The 18,523-nt window shown below is 62.1% G+C and carries 17 protein-coding genes; 2 read left to right on the top strand and 15 right to left on the bottom strand.

Annotated features, from left to right (window positions below; translation table 11 throughout):
• The first annotated feature begins 6 nt into the window (after positions 1-6).
• Positions 7-696, top strand: coding sequence for a ribulose-phosphate 3-epimerase (gene rpe / locus K3758_RS03455; protein WP_259947655.1), 690 nt, complete (start codon positions 7-9; stop codon positions 694-696).
• Between the two features lie 27 nt (positions 697-723).
• On the opposite strand, the gene K3758_RS03450 is transcribed toward rpe, so the two are convergent.
• The 15 genes from K3758_RS03450 to lepA form a co-directional block, all read right to left on the bottom strand.
• A complete protein-coding gene (locus tag K3758_RS03450; protein WP_259947652.1) occupies positions 724-2,226 on the bottom strand; it encodes a class I adenylate-forming enzyme family protein in 1,503 nt (500 codons plus the stop codon).
• Between the two features lie 53 nt (positions 2,227-2,279).
• Complete coding sequence (locus K3758_RS03445) at positions 2,280-3,047, bottom strand: oxepin-CoA hydrolase, alternative type (protein WP_259947649.1); 768 nt, start codon at positions 3,045-3,047, stop codon at positions 2,280-2,282.
• Positions 3,044-3,451: a PaaI family thioesterase gene (locus tag K3758_RS03440; RefSeq protein ID WP_259947647.1), complete on the bottom strand. Its 408-nt coding sequence runs from the start codon at positions 3,449-3,451 to the stop codon at positions 3,044-3,046. Before K3758_RS03440 ends, K3758_RS03445 begins: the two co-directional genes overlap by 4 nt.
• Complete coding sequence (locus K3758_RS03435; protein ID WP_259947645.1) at positions 3,432-4,565, bottom strand: acyl-CoA dehydrogenase family protein; 1,134 nt, start codon at positions 4,563-4,565, stop codon at positions 3,432-3,434. Before K3758_RS03435 ends, K3758_RS03440 begins: the two co-directional genes overlap by 20 nt.
• On the bottom strand, positions 4,562-5,761 hold the full coding sequence (locus K3758_RS03430; RefSeq protein WP_259947642.1) for an acyl-CoA dehydrogenase family protein: 1,200 nt from the start codon (positions 5,759-5,761) through the stop codon (positions 4,562-4,564). Before K3758_RS03430 ends, K3758_RS03435 begins: the two co-directional genes overlap by 4 nt.
• Positions 5,762-5,772: 11 nt before the next feature.
• Positions 5,773-6,948, bottom strand: coding sequence for an acetyl-CoA C-acyltransferase (locus K3758_RS03425; protein WP_259947640.1), 1,176 nt, complete (start codon positions 6,946-6,948; stop codon positions 5,773-5,775).
• Positions 6,945-9,041 carry a 3-hydroxyacyl-CoA dehydrogenase NAD-binding domain-containing protein gene (locus K3758_RS03420; RefSeq protein ID WP_259947638.1) on the bottom strand — a complete coding sequence of 699 codons (2,097 nt, stop codon included), beginning with the start codon at positions 9,039-9,041 and terminating at the stop codon, positions 6,945-6,947. The genes K3758_RS03425 and K3758_RS03420 overlap by 4 nt, the downstream gene beginning before the upstream one ends.
• A gap of 17 nt (positions 9,042-9,058) precedes the next feature.
• The gene (locus tag K3758_RS03415) at positions 9,059-9,847 is read right to left on the bottom strand and encodes an IclR family transcriptional regulator (RefSeq protein WP_120350228.1); all 789 of its coding nucleotides are present in this window, start codon (positions 9,845-9,847) and stop codon (positions 9,059-9,061) included.
• Complete coding sequence (locus K3758_RS03410; protein ID WP_067940100.1) at positions 9,844-11,184, bottom strand: TRAP transporter large permease; 1,341 nt, start codon at positions 11,182-11,184, stop codon at positions 9,844-9,846. Before K3758_RS03410 ends, K3758_RS03415 begins: the two co-directional genes overlap by 4 nt.
• Complete coding sequence (locus tag K3758_RS03405) at positions 11,184-11,717, bottom strand: TRAP transporter small permease (RefSeq protein ID WP_067627369.1); 534 nt, start codon at positions 11,715-11,717, stop codon at positions 11,184-11,186. The genes K3758_RS03410 and K3758_RS03405 overlap by 1 nt, the downstream gene beginning before the upstream one ends.
• Before the next feature lie 26 nt (positions 11,718-11,743).
• Positions 11,744-12,799, bottom strand: coding sequence for a C4-dicarboxylate TRAP transporter substrate-binding protein (locus K3758_RS03400; RefSeq protein WP_259947632.1), 1,056 nt, complete (start codon positions 12,797-12,799; stop codon positions 11,744-11,746).
• 276 nt (positions 12,800-13,075) lie between these two features.
• Positions 13,076-13,846, bottom strand: coding sequence for an MBL fold metallo-hydrolase (locus K3758_RS03395; RefSeq protein WP_259947631.1), 771 nt, complete (start codon positions 13,844-13,846; stop codon positions 13,076-13,078).
• 80 nt (positions 13,847-13,926) lie between these two features.
• Positions 13,927-14,757, bottom strand: coding sequence for a 3-keto-5-aminohexanoate cleavage protein (locus tag K3758_RS03390; RefSeq protein ID WP_259947629.1), 831 nt, complete (start codon positions 14,755-14,757; stop codon positions 13,927-13,929).
• A 223-nt stretch (positions 14,758-14,980) separates the two neighbouring features.
• A complete protein-coding gene (locus tag K3758_RS03385; protein ID WP_259947627.1) occupies positions 14,981-15,979 on the bottom strand; it encodes a PIN domain-containing protein in 999 nt (332 codons plus the stop codon).
• A 164-nt stretch (positions 15,980-16,143) separates the two neighbouring features.
• Entirely contained in the window at positions 16,144-17,946 is a 1,803-nt protein-coding gene (gene lepA / locus K3758_RS03380) for a translation elongation factor 4 (RefSeq protein WP_259947625.1), read from the bottom strand.
• Positions 17,947-18,160: 214 nt separating this feature from the next.
• Between lepA and K3758_RS03375 the strand changes: the two genes are divergently transcribed.
• On the top strand, positions 18,161-18,523 hold the full coding sequence (locus tag K3758_RS03375) for a hypothetical protein (RefSeq protein WP_259947623.1): 363 nt from the start codon (positions 18,161-18,163) through the stop codon (positions 18,521-18,523).

Below are 18,523 nucleotides of genomic sequence, written 5' to 3'. Positions count from 1 at the left end.
GCCCCCATGACATTCGACCGTTCGATCAAGATCGCCCCCTCCATCCTCGCCGCCGATTTCGCCAACTTCGGTGCCGAATGCGAAGCCATTGAGGCCCAAGGCGCGGACTGGGTGCATGTGGATGTGATGGACGGGCATTTCGTGCCCAACATCACCTTCGGCCCCGCCACCTGCGCGGCGATCCGGCCCCACATCAAAGGCGTGATGGACGTGCATCTAATGATCGCCCCGGTCGATCCCTATATCGACGCCTTCGCCAAGGCGGGCGCCGATGTGATCACCGCCCATGTCGAGGCCACGCCCCATATCCACCGCACGCTTCAGGCGATCCGCGGCGCGGGCGCGAAAGCGGGTGTGGCACTCAACCCCGGCACGCCAGCCAGCGCGGTGGCCGAACTGCTCGACATGGTCGACCTGATCTGTGTGATGACCGTGAACCCCGGCTTCGGTGGCCAGAAGTTCATCGACATGACAGCCAAAATCCGCGACCTGCGCGCGTTGATCGGCGACCGGCCCGTGCATATCGAGATCGACGGCGGCGTTGACCCCAAGACCGCGCCCCTAGTTGCACAGGCCGGAGCCGATGTGCTGGTGGCGGGCTCTGCCGTCTTCAAGGGCGGCTCGGTCAGTGACCCCGCGCCCTACGGCGAAAACATCCGCGCGATCCGCGCCGCCGCCGAAGGCACCTACGTCTGATCTGGCCGGGCGCGGTTCAAGCCGCGCCTAGCCCTCCAGCCGGTCGGCGAAGGCCGTCAGCAGCCGGTGTTTCAGGATCTTGCCCGTGGGTGCGGCGGGCAGGTCCGTGGCCACGATGATCTGCGCGGGCCGCTTGTAGCCGGTCAGGCGCTCTTTGACGAAACTGCGCAATTCCTCTGCCGTCAACTCGTCGCCGGGGGCGACCTGCACGAAGGCCAGCACCTCTTCGTCGCCTTCGCGCCGCCGTCCGACCACGGCCGATTGCACCACGCGCGGGTGATCGTTCAACGCGGCTTCGACCTCGGGCGGGTAGACGTTGAAACCGCCGTGAATGATCAATTCCTTGCTGCGCCCGAGGATGTGCAACCGTCCATTCTCATCCAACTTGCCCAGATCGCCGGTATGCAACCAGCCCTCGGCGTCGATGGCTTTGTCGGTCTCGGTCGGGTTGCGGTAGTAGCCTTTCATCACATGCGGTCCGCGCACCAGCACTTCGCCTTCGCCCGCGCCATTGCCGCCGGGGGCTTGGTCGTCGATCTTGCATTCGGTGCCCGGCGTGACCGGACCGACCGACGTATCGGGCGAGCCAAGCGCGTTGGTGGTGGCCGAGGCGCCCGAGCATGTCTCGGTCATGCCAAAGCCGTTTTGCAGCGGCAGTTCATAAAACGCCTCGGCTTTGCGCTTCCACGCCGGATCCAGCGGTGCACCGCCCGATGAAACATAGCGCAGCTTGGGGCTTTCGAGTTTGGGCATCCCGCGTTCGCGCGAGTACTGCATCACCAGCGCGTGCATCTGCGGCACAGCGGGAAGGATCGTGACATCCTCGTGGGTTGCGGCATGCAGCTTCGCCGCCGAGAAACGGCTCTCCTGCCGGACCTTCGCGCCAGAACTCACCGCGGCCATCAAGACAGACACCAGACCGAAAACATGGGTCATCGGCAGCACGCCGTAAACCACATCACCCGGCACCATCTGTCGCAGGTCCGCCGAGGCACGCGCGCCAAAGCGTAGGTTCTGATGGGTCAGCATCACGCCCTTGGGGTCACCCGTGGTGCCGGTGGTATAAAGCAGCACCGCCACGTCATGCAGATCTGCATCCGGGCTGCTGGGCAGCGGTGTGGAAAGGTGCAGGCTGCCGAAAGCGCCCGAGACCTCACGTGCGTTCAGCCGCGCTGCATGGGCCGCCGCTTCGGGCGAGACATCGCAGGTCAGCAGCACCGCCGCCGGGGTGGCGTGATCGATGATGCGGGTGACTTCGGCTTCGGTCTGGCGGGCGTTGACGGGGATGGCCACCGCGTCCAACTCCCACGCGGCATAGAGCGAGGCCACCGCCGCAACACAGTTTTCCACCATCAAAAGCACGCGGTCGCCCGCCTGCACACCCGCGCTGCGCAACTCAGCGGCCAAGGCCACGCGCGCACGGTCCAGATCGGCATAGCTCCACGCGGCGCCGCTGGCGTCACTCAGCGCCGGCGCCTCTGGTCGGGTCGCCAATTGCTCAGCTAGAAAATCCTGTACCCTGGCATTCATGGGTGTCTCCTCCTGCCTATTCGCGACCCCCTCCTCCGGCGGCCGCTGCCCGGCTAAAACCGGGGCTTTCGTTTTTCCAAAAAGGCCGCGATCCCTTCGGCGGCCTCATCCCCGCCAGCCGCCTGGGCCATGGCGTTGCGTTCGGCATCAAGCTGGTCCGCCTCTTCGGCCTCATAGGCCTGCGCCACCAACTGCCGGATCGCGCCTTGGGCGGCACGCGGCCCGGCGGCGAGCGTATCGGCCAGCATCAGCGCTTCGTCCAAGGCTTTGCCTTTGGCGCAGATACGGTTGACCGCGCCGAGTTCGGCAAAGCGCATCGCCATGACGGGACGGCCCAGAAGGCACATCTCCATCGACAAGGGCCGCGGCAAAAGCCGCGCCAAAGAAGCCGTCAGACCGGCATCCGGCACCAACCCGGCCTTCACATAGGCGGCAGTGAACTGCGCCTCTTCGCAGGCCACGATCATGTCGCAGGCCAGCGCCAGCGACAGCCCCGCCCCGGCAGCGCCACCTTCGATGGCGGCGATGACAGGCACCGGGCAAGCACGCATGGCGCGGACCAGATCGTGCAGCCCATCCACCCGCTCGCGGCGCTCAGCCTCGGTCAGTTTGCGCCGTTCGATCAATACGTTGAGGTCTCCCCCCGCACAGAAAAAGCGCCCCTCAGAAGTGAGGATCACCGCGCGGATTCGCGGGTCTTCGGCCATCCGCATCGCCTCTGCAATCGCTTCATAAAGCTCTGGCGTCAGCGCCCCGCGTTTCTCGGCGTTGCCGTTCCAGACGATCAACCGATCGCCGCGGTCTTCGATCCGTGCGCTCATGTTTTTGCCCTTTTGAAAACGCCCGTCGCACGCGACAGCAGCTTACCCTCGGCATCATGCAACTGGGCCTCGGCATAGAGGATTTTATACCCCCCGCCCGTGACGTGGCCCGTGGCAACGACTTGGCCCTCGCGCACCGCTAAGATGTAATCGGTGGTCAGCGACAGGGTCAGCATCGGCACGAAGGGCCCGCTCATCGCGCAGTGCCGCGCGCAGGCAAAGCCCGTGGCCACATCCAAGAGCAGCGTATGCAAACCACCGTGCAGCACGCCCGAGACGTTCAGGTGCTGCGGGCCGAGGTCGAGCGTCACGCGGGTGCTGCCATCGGGGTTCGACAGATCGGGCTGAAACCCGATGAGCTGCTGAACCCCGCTGGTCGGTGCCTCATGCGGCGGATAGTGCAATGAACCGCTCCAGATGATGGTCAATGTCCCCAAAGCGGTGGTCCGCCATGGTGATGCGCTTGGCGATATGGGCCAGTTCGTACTCTTGTGTCATGGCAATGCCGCCGTGCATCTGGATCGTGTCCTCGGCCACCAGACGGCCCACGCGGCCCATCAGGTTTTTGGCGGCTGAGACGTGACGCTCGCGGCTGGCGCGGTCGTCGGCCAAATGGCCTGCGGCATTGATCACGGCAGAGCGGGCCTGTTCGAGGTCAATCAGCAGGTCCGACATGCGGTGCGCCAGCGCTTGGAAGCTGCCAATCGGGCGGCCAAACTGCTTGCGGGTGCCGAGGTATTCGCGGGTCAGATCACAAGCGGTTTCCATCGCGCCCAGCGTTTCCGCGCAGAGCGCGGTCGTGGCCACGGCCACACGGGCCTCGATGGCGTCAAAAGCCTTGCCCGCCTCGCCCAAGCGAGCGCTTTCGGGCAGCGTCACATCGTCCAGTGTGACTTCGGCGGCGCGGCCACCGGCCAGCAGGGCATAGCCCGTGACGGTGAGCCCTTTGGTATCCGCTGGCACAAGGAACAGCGAAATGCCCGCCTGATCCCCAGCCTCTCCGCTTTCGCGGGCAGAGACGACAAGCATGTCGGCGGCCTCGGCATTCGCCACCACGGCTTTGCGACCGTTCAACACGATGTCACCGCCGTTTTGCGACGCGGTGGTGGTGACGCGCTCAAGGTCATAGCGGCTGGTCGGCTCACCATGGGCAAAGGCAAGTTGCAACGTGCCGCCGATCAGCTCCTCAATATGTTCCTGCTGCGCTTCACTGCCCAGATCGGCAATTAAGCCGCCAGCCAGCACGGCGCTGTCGAGCAAGGGCTCGACCACACCGGCGCGGCCCAGTTCTTCGAACACGGTGGTCACGTCGAAACCCGCGCCGCCAAAGCCGCCTTGCTCTTCGGTGAAAAGCGCGCCGATCACGCCCAATTCGGCCAAGCCGGTCCAGATGTCAGCAGAGAAACCCGCTTCGCTTTCCAGAATGCCGTTGCGCGTGGCGGTGTCGTATTTATCCCGCAGGAAACGGCGCAGGCTGTCTTGCAGCATCTGGCGTTCTTCGGTCAGGTCGAAATTCATTTTGCACCTCCCAGCGTTGTCTTGGCGATGATCTGCCGCTGGATTTCGTTGGAGCCGCCAAAGATCGACAGCTTACGGTTGTTGAAATACTGCGCGGCCACCGGACCGGCCTCGTTCGGATCGGGCAGCGCGTCGTTGCTGCCTGCCACCGCTTCTGAGGCGAAGGGCATGGCATAGACGCCAGCCGCCCGGCGCGCGAGGTCATTGATCTCTTGCCGAATGATTGTGCCTTTGACCTTGAGCATCGAGGATTCCACCCCCGGTGCCTGCCCTGCGGCGGCCTTGGAGATGATGCGCAAGTTGGTCGTGGCCATCGCCATCAGATCAATCTCTGCCTGCGCCACACGGGCGGCGAAATGCGGGTTCTCGATCAGCGGACGGCCCCCGGCCATTTCGGATTTGGCGATGCGTTTGACCGCCGACAGGCCCGCTTGGGAGAAGCCAACACCGGCGATGTTGGTGCGCTCATGGGTCAGCAGGTACTTGGCGTAGGTCCAGCCCTTGTTCTCTTCGCCGACGAGGTTCTCGGCGGGCACTTTCACGTTGTCAAAGAAGACCTCGTTCACCTCGGCGCCGCCATCCAGCAGGATGATCGGGCGCACGGTGATGCCCGGCGTGTCCATGTCGATCAGCAGGAAAGAGATGCCCTCTTGCTGCTTCACGTCCTTGTCGGTCCGCACGAGGCAGAAGATCATGTTGGCGTGTTGGCCCAGCGTCGTCCACGTCTTTTGACCGTTGACGATGTAATGGTCGCCGTCCTTGACCGCCGTGGTTTTTAGCGAGGCGAGGTCCGACCCCGCGCCCGGCTCGGAATAACCCTGACACCACCAGTCTTCGCCCGAGAGAATGCGCGGCAGCCAGTAGTCCTGCTGCTCTTTCGAGCCGAACTTTTGCAGCACGGGGGCCAGCATCGACAGGCCAAAGGGCACGATGCGCGGCGCGTGATGGGCGGCGGCCTCTTCCTCGAAAATATGGCGCTGCACGGCATTCCACGCGGCCCCGCCGAATTCCTTTGGCCAGTTGGTGGCCAGCCAGCCTTGATCGTTCAGGATGGCGTGCCAGCGTTCGTGATCGTCCTTCGAAAGCTCCTGCCCACGGCGCACCTTTTCGGAAAGCTCGCTTGGCAGTTTCTCGGTGAGGAATTGACGCACCTCCTCGCGGAAGGCGCGTTCTTCGTCTGTATAGCTCAGGTCCATGTCGGCCCCCTTTAGTAGATTTCGAAGAGGCCAGCCGCCCCCATGCCGCCGCCGATGCACATCGTCACCACGCCCAGTTTCGCGCCGCGGCGGTGGCCTTCGCGCAGAATGTGGCCGGTCATCCGCGCCCCGGTCATGCCGAAGGGGTGGCCGATAGCGATCGAGCCGCCGTTTACGTTGCACTTGTCGGGGTCGATGCCCAGACGGTCGCGGCAGTAGAGCGCTTGGCTCGCGAAAGCTTCGTTCAGCTCCCACAGGTCAATGTCATCGACGGTCAGCCCGTGACGTTCCAGCAGGCGCGGCACGGCAAAGACCGGGCCGATGCCCATTTCATCGGGTTCACAGCCCGCGACGGCGAAGCCTTTGAACGCGCCCATGGCTTGCAGGCCCTGCTGCTCGGCCTCTTTGCTGTCCATCAGTACAAGGGCCGCGGCACCATCGGAAAGCTGGCTGGCGTTGCCCGCGGTGATGAAAGCCCCCTCGCCGCGCACGGGCGTCAGGCCCGCAAGCCCTTCGAGCGTGGTGCCGGGCCGGTTGCATTCGTCGCGGTCCACTGTGACCTCGCGGGTGGAGATCTCCTTGGTCTCCTTGTCCTGCACGCCCATGGTGGTCTGCATTGGCACGATCTCGTCATCAAAGAGACCGGCCTCTTGCGCGGCAGCGATCAACTGCTGGCTGCGCAGGCCATAGGCGTCCTGATCCTCGCGGGAGATGCCATAGCGTTTCGCGACGATGTCGGCGGTGTCGATCATCGCCATATAGACCTCGGGCTTATGCTCCTTGAGCCAAGCCTCTTTCACCGATTTCACATCCGGCTGGATCAGCGAAATGCTCTCGACCCCGCCTGCAACCATCGGGCCTGCGCCCTCTTGGCAGATGGCGTTGGCGGCCATGGCGACGGTCTGCAGACCGGACGAACAGAAGCGGTTCACGGTCACGCCCGAGGCGGTCACCGGCAGGCCCGCGCGCAGGGCGATCTGCCGCGCGATGTTCGAACCCGTGGCCCCTTCGGGGTAGCCGCAGCCGATCATCACGTCTTCGATGGCCGAGGGATCGACGCCCGAGCGTTTGACCGCTTCAGCGACGACATGGCCACCCATGGTGGCGCCGTGGGTCATGTTGAACGACCCGCGAAAGGATTTGGCCAGCCCGGTACGGACGGCGGAGACGATGACAGCCTGTTTCATTTGGCAGCTTCCTTGTTCAGATCATCAAAAGTGCGGTTGGTTTTGACCAGTTCGACCAGCAGCGGCGCTGGTTTCCAGAACCACGGGTCTTTCTCGGCAAAGCCTTCGATCGCGGCGAGGACGTTGGGCAGGCCCTGAATGTCGGCCCATTTCATCGGGCCGCCCCAGTAGCGCGGGAAGCCGTAGCCGAAGAGCAGCGTCATATCGATGTCGAGCGGGCGTTTGGCGATGCCCTCTTCCAGCACCTTGGCGGACTCATTAACCATGGCGCACATGTAGCGGCGCACGATCTCGGCGTCGGTGAAGTCGCGCGGGGTGATGCCGCGCTCCTTCTGCTCTTCCTCGATCAGGCGGGTGATTTCCGGGTTCGGTGTGCCGCCGCGTTTGCCCTTCTCGTAGATGTAGTAGCCTTGGCCGGTCTTCTGGCCGAAGTGGCCCTGTTCGCAGAGACGGTCGATATAGGTCGGCACGCGCTCTTCGGGGTGGCGCGTGGCGGCCTTGCGCTTGCGGGTGGCCCAGCCGATGTCGAGCCCGGCAAGGTCGGCCACGGCGAAGGGGCCCATGGCAAAGCCGAATTTCTCAAGTGCTGCGTCGATCTTGTAGGGGCTGGCACCGTCGAGCACCATGTGGTCCGCCGCGGTGCGATAGGTGGCGAGGATGCGGTTGCCGATGAAGCCATCGCAGACGCCCGCGCGCACGCTGATCTTGCCCAATGCCTTGCCGAGCGCAAAGCCCGTGGCGACCACATCTTTTGCGGTCTTGTCCGCGACGACGACCTCGAGAAGTTTCATCACATGCGCGGGCGAGAAGAAGTGCAGCCCGATGACATCGCCGGGGCGCGAGGTGCTGGCGGCGATCTCGTTCACGTCCAGATAGGAGGTGTTGGAGGCCAGCACGCAACCCGGCTTGCAGACCGCGTCAAGCTTGCCGAAGACCTGCTTTTTGACGTCCATGTCTTCAAACACCGCTTCGACCACCAAATCGACATCTGACAGGCTGGCGTAGTCGGTGGAGACGGTGAGCGCCTCACCAGTCAGCGTGTCGAACTTAGTTTGGTCGATCTTGCCGCGTTTCAGCGCGCCCTGCAGGTTGCCCGAGATACGCTCATGCGCGGCCTTGGCGGCCTCGTCCTTCATCTCGATCAGCACGACCGAGAAGCCCGACAGCAGTGCCGCCGTGGCGATGCCCGCGCCCATGGTGCCGCCACCGATCACGCCGATGGCCTTCAACTCACGCGGCTCGACGCCTTTCAGTTCCGGCAGGTTGCTGACCGCCCGTTCCGAGAAAAAGGCGTGGATCATGCCCTGCCGCTGGTCGGTGTTCATCAGTTCCGAGAAGATGCGGCGCTCAGCCTTCATGCCTTCTTCGAAGGGTTTTTCGACACCCGCCTGCACGGCGCGCACGGCCTCGGCGGGGGAAATCTGGCCGCGGCCTTTCTTCAGCGTCGCCTCGTATGCGGCATCCCAGTTGATGGGCGCGGGTGCGGGCATGTCGCAGATCGGACGACGTTCCGCGCCGCTGTCGAGTAACTCGCGGACGTAGGCGAGGCCCACTTCCTGCGGATCGCCCTCTTCCACGCGGTCGACGATGCCCATCTCAAGCGCCTGCGGTGCCTTAATATGGCGGCCTGTGGTGATCGCATCAAGCGCCGGTTCAACGCCAATCAGACGCGGCAGACGCTGGGTGCCGCCTGCGCCGGGGATCAGGCCAAGGTGGACTTCCGGCAGACCCACACGTGCCGAAGGCTGAGCGATGCGGTAATGCGCCGAGAGGGCCACTTCGAGACCGCCGCCGAGGCTCACCCCATGCATGGAAGCTACGACCAGAAGCGGTGAGGCCTCGATGCGGTTGCAGAGGTTGGGCAGATGCGGCTCCATCGGCGGCTTGCCGAATTCGGTGATGTCAGCGCCCGCGATAAAGGCGCGGCCCTCGCCCACGATCATCACGGCGCGCACGCCGTCTTCGGCCTCAGCACGGTCCATGCCGTCGGAAAGCCCCTGCCGCACGGCTTGGCTCAGCGCGTTGACGGGCGGGTTTTCGATGCGCAGCACGACGATGTCGTCATGGCGGGAATAGGCAATCTTGTCAGTCATATCAGTAACTCCTTGATCTATCCGCGCCGGGACAGGGCCGGTGCCCGTCCGGTGCGTTGTTCGATGCCGCTGACCACGTCGCGCAGCGCTGGCCCCACTTGTGACAGAATGCGGCTGTCGGGCAAGTCGCCCGGCAAAGCGCCGCAGGTGAAGGCCACAGGCTCGCCGAATTCCCCTGCGTAATAAGGCACGCTCACGGCATTGATGCTGCGGGCATAGCGGGTTTCAGGCGGGGCGAGGACAAAGCCCTGCGCCAGCAATTGCTCATACCCCTCACGGCGGAAATTGCGCAGCCGGTCATCCGGCTCCAGCCCGTCAAAACGGTTCTCGTCCAGACTGGCCAGCGTGGCGAGGCCCGAGGACGAACCATAGACCGGGATGCGGTGACCCGGCTCTAGCCAGATGGTCGAAGCGGTATGCGGACGCCATGTGCGCACCAGCATCATCCGGTCGCCGTCGCGCACGGCAATCAGCGCCAGCGTGCGGGTCTCATCCGCCAGTTGCTGCATCGCATCTGACGCCATATCGACAAAGCTGACCGCGACAGAGGCGACCGAGCCAAGCGCAATCGCCGCAGGCCCAAGCCGGAACTTATCGTTGCGCCCGCCGTGTGCCAGATAGCCCAGTTCGCACAGCGTATAGGTCAGCCGCGAAACCGTGGGTTTCGGCAGGCCCGTCCGCTCGGCGATCTGCGCGTGGCTCAGCCCGCTATCGCTGGCGCGGAACGCGCGCAAAATGCCAAGACCCCGCGCCAGCGTATTGGCGAACTTACGGTCCGTGACGGTATCAGACGCCGCCTTGTTCATCTTGCCGCCATCGGGATCAATAGCGAGATCATCGGGAAGGACATGATCAGGATCAGCACGATGAAGTCGACGCTGAGGAACCGGGTGATGCCCGCAAAAATCTTATCAATCGGTGCTTCGCGGCCCACCACATTGGCGATGACAAAGACGTTCAAGCCAACGGGCGGTGTAATCAGGCCGATCTCCAGCAGTTTGATGACCACGACGCCGAACCAAATGAGGTTGAGGTCATAGCTTTCCACCAGTGGGATCATCAGCGGCAGGGTCAGCACCATGATACCGATGGGATCAAGGAACATGCCCAAGAGCAGATAGATCAGCGCGATGCAGAGCATCAGCACAACCAGCGACATCTGCGCGTCTGAGACGAACCCCACGATGGTGCCCGCGACGCCGGTCAGCGCGACGAAGGCCACAAAGATCTTGGCACTGGCGGCGATGAGGAAGATCGCAGAGGTCTGCACGCAGGTCTCCTTGACCGCGGCCCAGAGGCCAGCCCAATCCAGCTTGCGCTGCACGAAACCGATCAGCGTGGCGGAGACGACGCAGACGGCGGCGGCCTCGGTCGCGGTGAAGATACCGCCGTAGATGCCGCCGATGATCAGTACGAACAACAGGATCGCGGGCCAGCTATCAAGGGCCGCCTGCCAACGCTCACGCGCGGTGTAGCGTTGGTCGGTCGAGGGTGCTACCGCCGGATCGCGCCAGACCCAGACGGCGATGACCAGCACAAAGCCCGCCAGCGTCAGCAGCCCCGGCAGAACACCCGCGAGGAACAGCGACGAGATCGAAGTCTCGGTGAAAATGCCGTAGATGATGAACAGAACCGACGGGGGAATGAGCGAGCCCAATGTGCCCCCCGCCGCGACCGAAGCTGTGGCCAGACGCGGGTCATAGCCCATGCGCAGCATCTCGGGCGTGCAGATCTTACCCATGGTCGAGGCGCAGGCGATGGATGAGCCAGTGATCGCGGAAAAGCCCCCGCAGCCCATGACGGAGGCCATGGCCACCCCACCCGGCAGGCGGGTCAGCCAAACCTTGGCCGCATGGTAGATTTTCGTCGTAATATCCGCGCGATACGCGATATGTCCAAGCGCCACGAAAAGCGGGATCATCGACAGATCGTAAGAGTGAATGAGGTCGAAGGAGTTTGAGAACACCATCGAGGTGGTCGCCTTGATCGCACGTTCGGGCATGAAGGTCCCGGTGCGGAAGGCGAAGATAAAGAAGGTAGCGACGGTTGCCACTGCCGCCAGCGTGAAGGCAATCGGCACGCGCAGGGCGAGCAGGATCAGAACCGCCGCGAAGGCGATCATACCGATGGTTGAGGCATCCATTACAGCACGTCCTTCTCGGCCAGAAGGTCGGCCGCATGTTGTTGTTCGTCAGAGACCACGCCGCCCGCCAGCACGGTGCGCCCATCACGCCACGTCAGTTCGGCCAGCCGCAGGAAGGTCGCGATCATCCCGATCAGGAACAAAAGCCGCCCGGGCCATTTCGGCAGATTGAGGTCGCCGTAGAAAAAGCTGCCCTTTTCGACCACGGCAAAGAACTCGCGCCCGCCGGAATAGATCAGCGGCGCCAGCGCCAGCATACCGATGGCAGAGCCTGCAACGATCAGCACCGAACGCGCGCGGTCGGGAAATCGGTCGGTCACAAAAGCGACCGAGACATGCGCGCGGGCAGCGGTGGCGGCGGCGAGGGGCAGCAGGATGGCGGCGACCATGAGCTCTCGCACCATGGTCACGCTATCGGGCACCTGACTGGCAAAGAGCGCGCGGGCGATCACGTTGGAGGTGATCAACACCCCCAAGGCGATCACCGCCAAAGCGCCCAATCCCAACAGGATTTTCTCCAGATTTACCAACATATGCTGCCCCTCCCCAATATCAGCGATCAGTTGCTTTTGGCTTCCCAAGGATAGCCATCCGCATCGCGCTGCTCGGTGTATTTGGCGATAAGGCCCTTATACTCCTCCAGCAGTTCGTCGCCCGGCAGACCGGCGGAACCGGCGGTCTCTGCCCATTCGTCGAGGAACTTCTTGCCCGCTTCGACAAGTTGCGCGCGATCCTCTTCGGGCAGGGTGATGACTTCGACGCCCTGCTCTTTCATCGAGGCGATGGCCTTTTCATTGGCATCGGTGATCAGACGGCCAAACTCATCCGCCATGTCGGACCCGACGGAGGCCAGCGTTTCCTGCTGCTCGGGCGTCAGGCTGTCGTGCATGTCTTTGTTCATAAAGATGCCCAGACCGCCGACCTGACCCCAGTCGAGGATCGTGTAGCTGTCCATCACCTCGGCCTGCTTCAGCGCCGCGACGGCATAGCTGTAGCCCTGCGAACAATCGATCAGCCCGGTGTCGAGACCTTGGTAGGCGTCATAGATCGACATGTTGACCATGTTCGCGCCCTGCTCACCGAAGACCTTGCCGTAGGCGCCCACGCCGCGGACCTTCTTGCCCGAGATATCCGCCACGGATTTGATCGCGCCGCCCTTGCAGCCGATGTTTACCTGGCTGGTGGTCCAAGTGCCGATATAGACGAGGTTCTTGTCGGCCAGATCGTCTTGGATCGCTTGGCTGGATCGCATTAGCTCATCCGTGGCGCGCATGCCGACCCAAGCGTCGGGGTTGTTCACCGGCAGGTCGGCGATGCCGTAGCCGGCCATCTCTTGCGGGTAGTAGACTGCGATGACCGAACCGGTGTCGGCCACGCCATCGGCGATGGATTGCACAGCGGCGTTGGCCTTGAACAGCGCCCCGCCCCACTGGATGTCGAATCGCATGTCGCCGTCCGAACGTTCGGCGACCTGATCGGCGAACCACTGCAATGCGTCGGCGCGTGCACCGCGGTTGGGTCCAGCTTCACCGTGAATCAATACAGTTTCAGCGCTTACCGCGCCACCAGCCAGCGCCAGAGCTGCGGCGCAGCTCAGGTGTTTAAAGATTGTCATGTCGGCTCCTCCCAGAGACTTGTTTCACAATGCGAACCATTGTTTCGCATATGTCGCAGGTCACGCTAGTCCGCGGACCGAAAGCGATCAAGCGAAACTTCGGCCATCTGGAAAGGGAGCGGTTAGGCTATTGAATTTGTTAAGCGAAAAATGAGCGCGGGCGGCGGTGTGAGAGACAAACGCCCCGCTCTGCACCCCGGAATCGGCTGACCTGATGGATCGGCCCTGGCCGGGGAAACGGCCACGCCGCTGGGGCGTGACCGAAAGGGTTCGAGATTAATACCAGTCGCCGAATTTGACTTCGACATCGGTGCCGACCCGTTTGGCGAACTCTTCGGGGTCTTGCGTGCCGCCATCTTTGCCCCGGAAGTGATAGGGGTAGACGTATGTCGGTTTGAACTCAGCCACGGCAGAGGCGGCAGCGTTTGAATCCATAGTGAACGGCAGGTTCATGCACACGAAGGCCAGCGAGATATCGGTGAGCCCGCGCATCTCAGGCGTGTCTTCGGTGTCGCCCGAAATATAGACGCGGAAGCCGTCGAAGCCGAGGATATAGCCGTTGTCGCGCCCCTCTGGGTGAAACTTCTTGCGCTCTTCGGTGATGTTATAGGCTGGGATCGCGTCGATCGGCAGGCCGTTGAACTCGGTGCTTTCGCCATTGGCGATCTTGCTGGCCTTCGCGGCAAGCGCCTCGGGCAGCATGTCGAAAACGGCGGGGTTGGTGATGATCTGCACCTCTTCCCCGGCCAGCGCGGCCAGCGTATCGGCATTGTAGTGGTCGCCATGCTCATGGGTGATGAGGATCAGATCGGCGGCGGGGAAGTCGCTGTACTGCGCGGGCTCGCCCACTGGATCGACATAGATCACGCCCGCGGGCGTCTCCAACACGATAGAGGCGTGGTCGACGGGATGCACCGTGATCGGGCCTGCGCTGGTGTCGAATGTGTCACCGCTATGCGCGGCGGCACGGGCGGCGAAGGGCAGCAGGGTTACGATGCCAGCGGCGGCGGCGGAGGTGGCAAGGAAATGGCGGCGGGTCTGGGACATTTCAGGCTCCTGTTGGTTACTGGAACGGGACATAGCTGCCCCGCCCCGCATTTCAACGCAGCGCCCTTCTTGCGGCAAGCCTATGCCGGGCGCAGACCCAGAATCTCACGCGCTTGTGCGGGCGTGGCGATAGGGCGGTCGTATTTCGCACATAAATCAGCCGCCCGCTGGATCAGCGCGGCGTTGGAGGGCGCCAGCGTATCGCGGTCAAGGCGCACGTTATCCTCAAGCCCCGCGCGGGTATGACCGCCCGCGGCGATGGCCCATTCGTTCAACACAATCTGGTTCGGCCCGATCCCGGCGGCACACCACTGCGCATCGGGGGCGAGGCGGTTGAGCGTCTGGATGTAGAAATCAAAGGTCTCACGGTCCACCGGCATGGCGTTCTTCACGCCCATGACGAATTGCACATAAAGCTGGCCGGGGATGCGCCCATCGCGGTTCATTTCGGCGGCTTTGTGGATGTGGCTCAGGTCAAAAGCCTCGATCTCGGGTTTGACCGCGTGGGTTTTCATTTCCGAGGCCAGCCAATCGACCAGTTCCGGCGGGTTCTCATAAACCCGCGTGGGGAAGTTGTTGGACCCGACCGAGAGCGACGCCATGTCGGGCCGCAGCGATAGCATCCCGCCCCGCTCCCGCCCCGCGCCCGAGCGCCCGCCGGTGGAGAACTGGACGATCATGCCGGGGCAATGCTTTTGCACGCCCTCCATCAGCCCCGCGAACCTCTCGGGGTCCGAGGACGGGGTCTCGTCCTCGTTGCGCACATGGGCGTGGCAGATCGAGGCCCCGGCCTCGAAAGCCGCGTGGGTCGACTCGACCTGCTCGGCGGTCGAGATCGGCACGGCGGGGTTGGCGGCTTTGGTGGGGACGGAGCCGGTGATGGCGACGCAGAGGATGCAGGGGGTGGTCATGGGGGGGTCCTGTGGCGGGAAACGTGTTTGTGTGGAATGTCACATACCCCGCAGGCGGTGTACATTGGTTAGCGAAAAGGATGAGAGAACAGTGTCTACCACCGCGCCCGAACCGAGGGGCGGGGAAAAGCGAAGCGCCCGCCCCGTGGGGGCGGTTCGGGCGCTGCCAAACCCTGAGGGGTTTGGCACGTTAACAGACACTCCCCATTCTCAGACCATTGACCTAGTCTTCAGACCCAGGAATATCCCAAATTGCAGCGCCCTTTGCGATCGTTTCGTCGACGTACGAAAGTTCGCTCTTGTCGAGATGTTTGGCATGTTCAGCTTTTATAGTTTTGAACATTTCGAATAGATCGCGATCAGTGCGGATTCCTCCGACCTGGCTGTTTTTAAGCGATATATCAATAATTCGCTTTGCAGCTTCTTTTGAGAGGCTTCCAAGAGAATCTATCTTAGAAACGACATAATGCGTTACAGCGAAGCTTCGGCTATTTTCGAGCTCATCAAGAATGCCGTGAACTGAGACGTCACTGGCAAGCTTAATTTCTGGAAAGTGCTCCTTAAAAAATGCAGAAAGGGTATCATAAAGCACCGCTGTTGAACCAGCACATCTACTCTGCCATTCCGCACTAAGAAAACGGCGTAAATTTTTCCCCGAAAGTTTATCGGCAAAGTCCCCGTCACTGGAAACCACAATAATATTGTCCGGTTTAGCCGAAAAATGATTCAGAAGGCACTCCCAATGAACTGCATCACCTATCGAATTATCATTTTTCCTAGGTGGGTTTCCTAATCGCCAACGCTTGACTGCTTTACCGAATATGGCGTCATCGCACACCATCTCTGTAGCGTTTGAGAACAGATCAGAATTCAACTTATCGGCAGCGAGGGTTTGATCTTCTGCCGCAACCTCGAAACTTTGAATTAGATTATTATACTCTTTCTCGAATTGCTCTTTTGCCAACTGAGCCTCAGCATGCGAGGCAAGCTCCTTAACTGCGGCAGGAAATGGGTACTCGCGGCGCGAGCTTCTCATGCGCTTTAATGAATCGCTCAAAACATTCTCTCTGTTTCTAGCATATTCATCTTTCAACTGCTGAGACACCAATAGGGTTATCTTTTTGGAGGCAATCAGCGCTGAGAGCTTTTTAAGCTCTTCAATATTCTCACTCGTGAATCGAAAGAATGATAAAAATACGTTAGTGTCGATAAATAAATTCATGGAAATACTCCCGGTAGTGAAAACTACCGTGGGGGAAGGCGCACCGCTTCGCAACACCCAGCCTCCCGCGCGCACTAAAAATGGCCACCTTCCGGGGCTCCGCCCGTTCACGCCTCAAACGCTCCCCCGGAGCGTTTGCCGGGGCCTAGCCCCCGGACCGGCGTTCACCCATCCATCTTCAGCGCGGAAATAAACGCCTCCTGCGGGATGTCCACTTTCCCGAACTGGCGCATCTTCTTCTTACCGGCCTTCTGCTTCTCCAGCAGCTTCTTCTTCCGCGTCGCGTCACCACCGTAACACTTCGCCGTCACGTCCTTGCGCATCGCGGAGAGTGTCTCGCGCGCAATCACCTTGCCGCCGATGGCCGCTTGGATCGGGATCTTGAACATGTGACGCGGGATCAGGTCTTTGAGCTTTTCCACCATCGCTCGGCCACGCATCTCGGCGCGGTCGCGGTGCACCATGGTCGAAAGCGCGTCGACAGGCTCGTCGTTCACAAGGATCTGCATTTTGACCAGATTGTCCTGCCGGTAGCCGATCATCTGGTAGTCAAAACTGGCGTAGCCCTTGGTGACCGACTTCAGCCGGTCGTAGAAATCAAACACCACCTCGTTCAGCGGCAGGTCATAGACGACCATCGCCCGCGAACCGGCATAGGTCAGGTCTTCTTGAATGCCGCGGCGGTCTTGGCAGAGTTTCAGCACGTCGCCGAGGTACTCATCGGGCACGAGGATCGTCGCCTTGATCCGCGGCTCTTGCATGTGGTCCACCAGCGTCATGTCGGGCATGTCTGCGGGGTTGTGCAGCTCCTGCATCTCGCCGTCTTTCATGTGGACGTGATAGATCACCGAAGGCGCAGTGGTGATCAGGTCGATGTCATACTCACGCTCAAGCCGGTCGCGGATCACTTCGAGGTGCAGTAGGCCAAGGAAACCGCAGCGGAAGCCAAAGCCAAGCGCGGCAGAGGTTTCCATCTCATAGGTGAAGGAGGCATCGTTCAGGGCGAGCTTTTCGATCGCATCGCGCATGTCCTCGAAGTCATTGGCATCGACCGGGAAGAGACCACAGAAAACCACCGGCACGGACGGCTTAAAGCCCGGCAGCGGGGTTTCACACTTGCGCTTTTCATGGGTGATCGTATCGCCAACGCGGGTGTCGCGGACCTGTTTGATCGAGGCGTTGAGATAACCGATCTCGCCGGGGCCGAGGCTGTCGACGCCGGTCATCTTGGGCCGGTAAACGCCCACATCATCCACGTCATAGGTGCCGCCGGTCTTAATCATGCGAATGCGGTCGCCCTTTTTCAGGGTGCCGTCGATGATCCGGACGATACAGATAACGCCGAGGTATTGGTCATATTTACTGTCCACCAGCATCGCTTTGAGCGGCGCATCGGGGTCGCCGCCCTTGGGCGCGGGCAGTTTATTGACGATCGCTTCCAGCACGTCGGGGATGCCGACGCCGGTCTTGGCAGAGATCAGGCAGGCCTCGGAGGCGTCGATGCCGATCACGTCCTCGATCTGTTCGCGCACGCGGTCGGGGTCAGAGGCGGGCAGGTCGACCTTGTTCAGGACCGGCACGATCTCATGATCCGCATCAATGGCGGTATAAACATTGGCCAGCGTCTGCGCCTCAACGCCCTGGGTGGCGTCGACCACCAGCAGCGAACCTTCGACCGCATGCATGGAGCGCGCGACCTCATAGGCGAAGTCGACGTGTCCGGGCGTGTCGATCAGGTTCAACACATAGGTCTTGCCGTCCTTGGCAGGGTATTCGATGCGGACGGTGTTGGCCTTGATGGTGATGCCCCGCTCCCGCTCGATATCCATGTTGTCCAGAAGCTGGCTTTGCATGTCGCGTTCGGCGACCGTGCCGGTGAGTTGGATCAACCGGTCGGCCAGCGTGGATTTGCCGTGGTCGATATGCGCCACGATGGAGAAATTGCGGATGTTTTCAAGCGGTGTCATGCAAGGGGATATGGCGCAGTGCCGCGCCTGCGTCAATTGGCCTTGAGCGCGCCAGAGCCCGCTTCGCGCCCTTCACGGCGCTTTATCGCAGGCCAAGGCGCTTTGCCCCCCAAAGGAGAATTGCGCGAAGCCCCATTTTGCGGCATAGTGACGGGCAGAGCAGACCGGGCCGACAAGGGGAAAACCCCATGGTCCAAAACAATAGGGCAAATCAATGCGGACAGTTGCAAGTTTGATGGCGCTCGTCGTCTTGGCGGGTTGTGGCGGATCACGTTATTCCAGCGATGCCGCCGTAGGACGTTTCTCCCCCACGCCGGTGCTTTTCGCCACGGGACCCATTCAAAAGGCTTGTCTGGCCGATGGGCGCCGCGGCTCCAGCCATGCGCGTTGTGGCTGCGTACAAGCGGTGGCGGATCAGACGTTGTCGCGCTCGGATCAGCGCCAGGGCGCCAAGATTTTCCGCGACCCCCACCGTTTGCAGGAAATGCGTCAGTCCGACAACCAAAGCGACAACGCCTTCTGGAGCACGTGGAAAGCCTATGGCCAGAGCGCCGCGGCGGCCTGCTCCAACACCTGA

Source organism: Sulfitobacter sp. W002 (genome assembly GCF_025142135.1).
Lineage (GTDB): Bacteria > Pseudomonadota > Alphaproteobacteria > Rhodobacterales > Rhodobacteraceae > Sulfitobacter > Sulfitobacter profundi.
This window is presented reverse-complemented; position numbering and strand designations above follow the sequence as displayed.

Coding starts and splice junctions, on each gene's coding strand:
- lepA (WP_259947625.1), bottom strand. CDS start 17,946: ATGACACCGCTTGAAAACATCCGCAATTTCTCCATCGTGGCGCATATC.
- K3758_RS03445 (WP_259947649.1), bottom strand. CDS start 3,047: ATGAGCGCACGGATCGAAGACCGCGGCGATCGGTTGATCGTCTGGAAC.
- K3758_RS03395 (WP_259947631.1), bottom strand. CDS start 13,846: ATGTCCCAGACCCGCCGCCATTTCCTTGCCACCTCCGCCGCCGCCGCT.
- K3758_RS03385 (WP_259947627.1), bottom strand. CDS start 15,979: ATGAATTTATTTATCGACACTAACGTATTTTTATCATTCTTTCGATTC.
- K3758_RS03405 (WP_067627369.1), bottom strand. CDS start 11,717: ATGTTGGTAAATCTGGAGAAAATCCTGTTGGGATTGGGCGCTTTGGCG.
- K3758_RS03435 (WP_259947645.1), bottom strand. CDS start 4,565: ATGAATTTCGACCTGACCGAAGAACGCCAGATGCTGCAAGACAGCCTG.
- K3758_RS03420 (WP_259947638.1), bottom strand. CDS start 9,041: ATGACTGACAAGATTGCCTATTCCCGCCATGACGACATCGTCGTGCTG.
- K3758_RS03415 (WP_120350228.1), bottom strand. CDS start 9,847: ATGAACAAGGCGGCGTCTGATACCGTCACGGACCGTAAGTTCGCCAAT.
- K3758_RS03450 (WP_259947652.1), bottom strand. CDS start 2,226: ATGAATGCCAGGGTACAGGATTTTCTAGCTGAGCAATTGGCGACCCGA.
- K3758_RS03425 (WP_259947640.1), bottom strand. CDS start 6,948: ATGAAACAGGCTGTCATCGTCTCCGCCGTCCGTACCGGGCTGGCCAAA.
- K3758_RS03400 (WP_259947632.1), bottom strand. CDS start 12,799: ATGACAATCTTTAAACACCTGAGCTGCGCCGCAGCTCTGGCGCTGGCT.
- K3758_RS03375 (WP_259947623.1), top strand. CDS start 18,161: ATGCGGACAGTTGCAAGTTTGATGGCGCTCGTCGTCTTGGCGGGTTGT.
- rpe (WP_259947655.1), top strand. CDS start 7: ATGACATTCGACCGTTCGATCAAGATCGCCCCCTCCATCCTCGCCGCC.
- K3758_RS03390 (WP_259947629.1), bottom strand. CDS start 14,757: ATGACCACCCCCTGCATCCTCTGCGTCGCCATCACCGGCTCCGTCCCC.
- K3758_RS03410 (WP_067940100.1), bottom strand. CDS start 11,184: ATGGATGCCTCAACCATCGGTATGATCGCCTTCGCGGCGGTTCTGATC.
- K3758_RS03430 (WP_259947642.1), bottom strand. CDS start 5,761: ATGGACCTGAGCTATACAGACGAAGAACGCGCCTTCCGCGAGGAGGTG.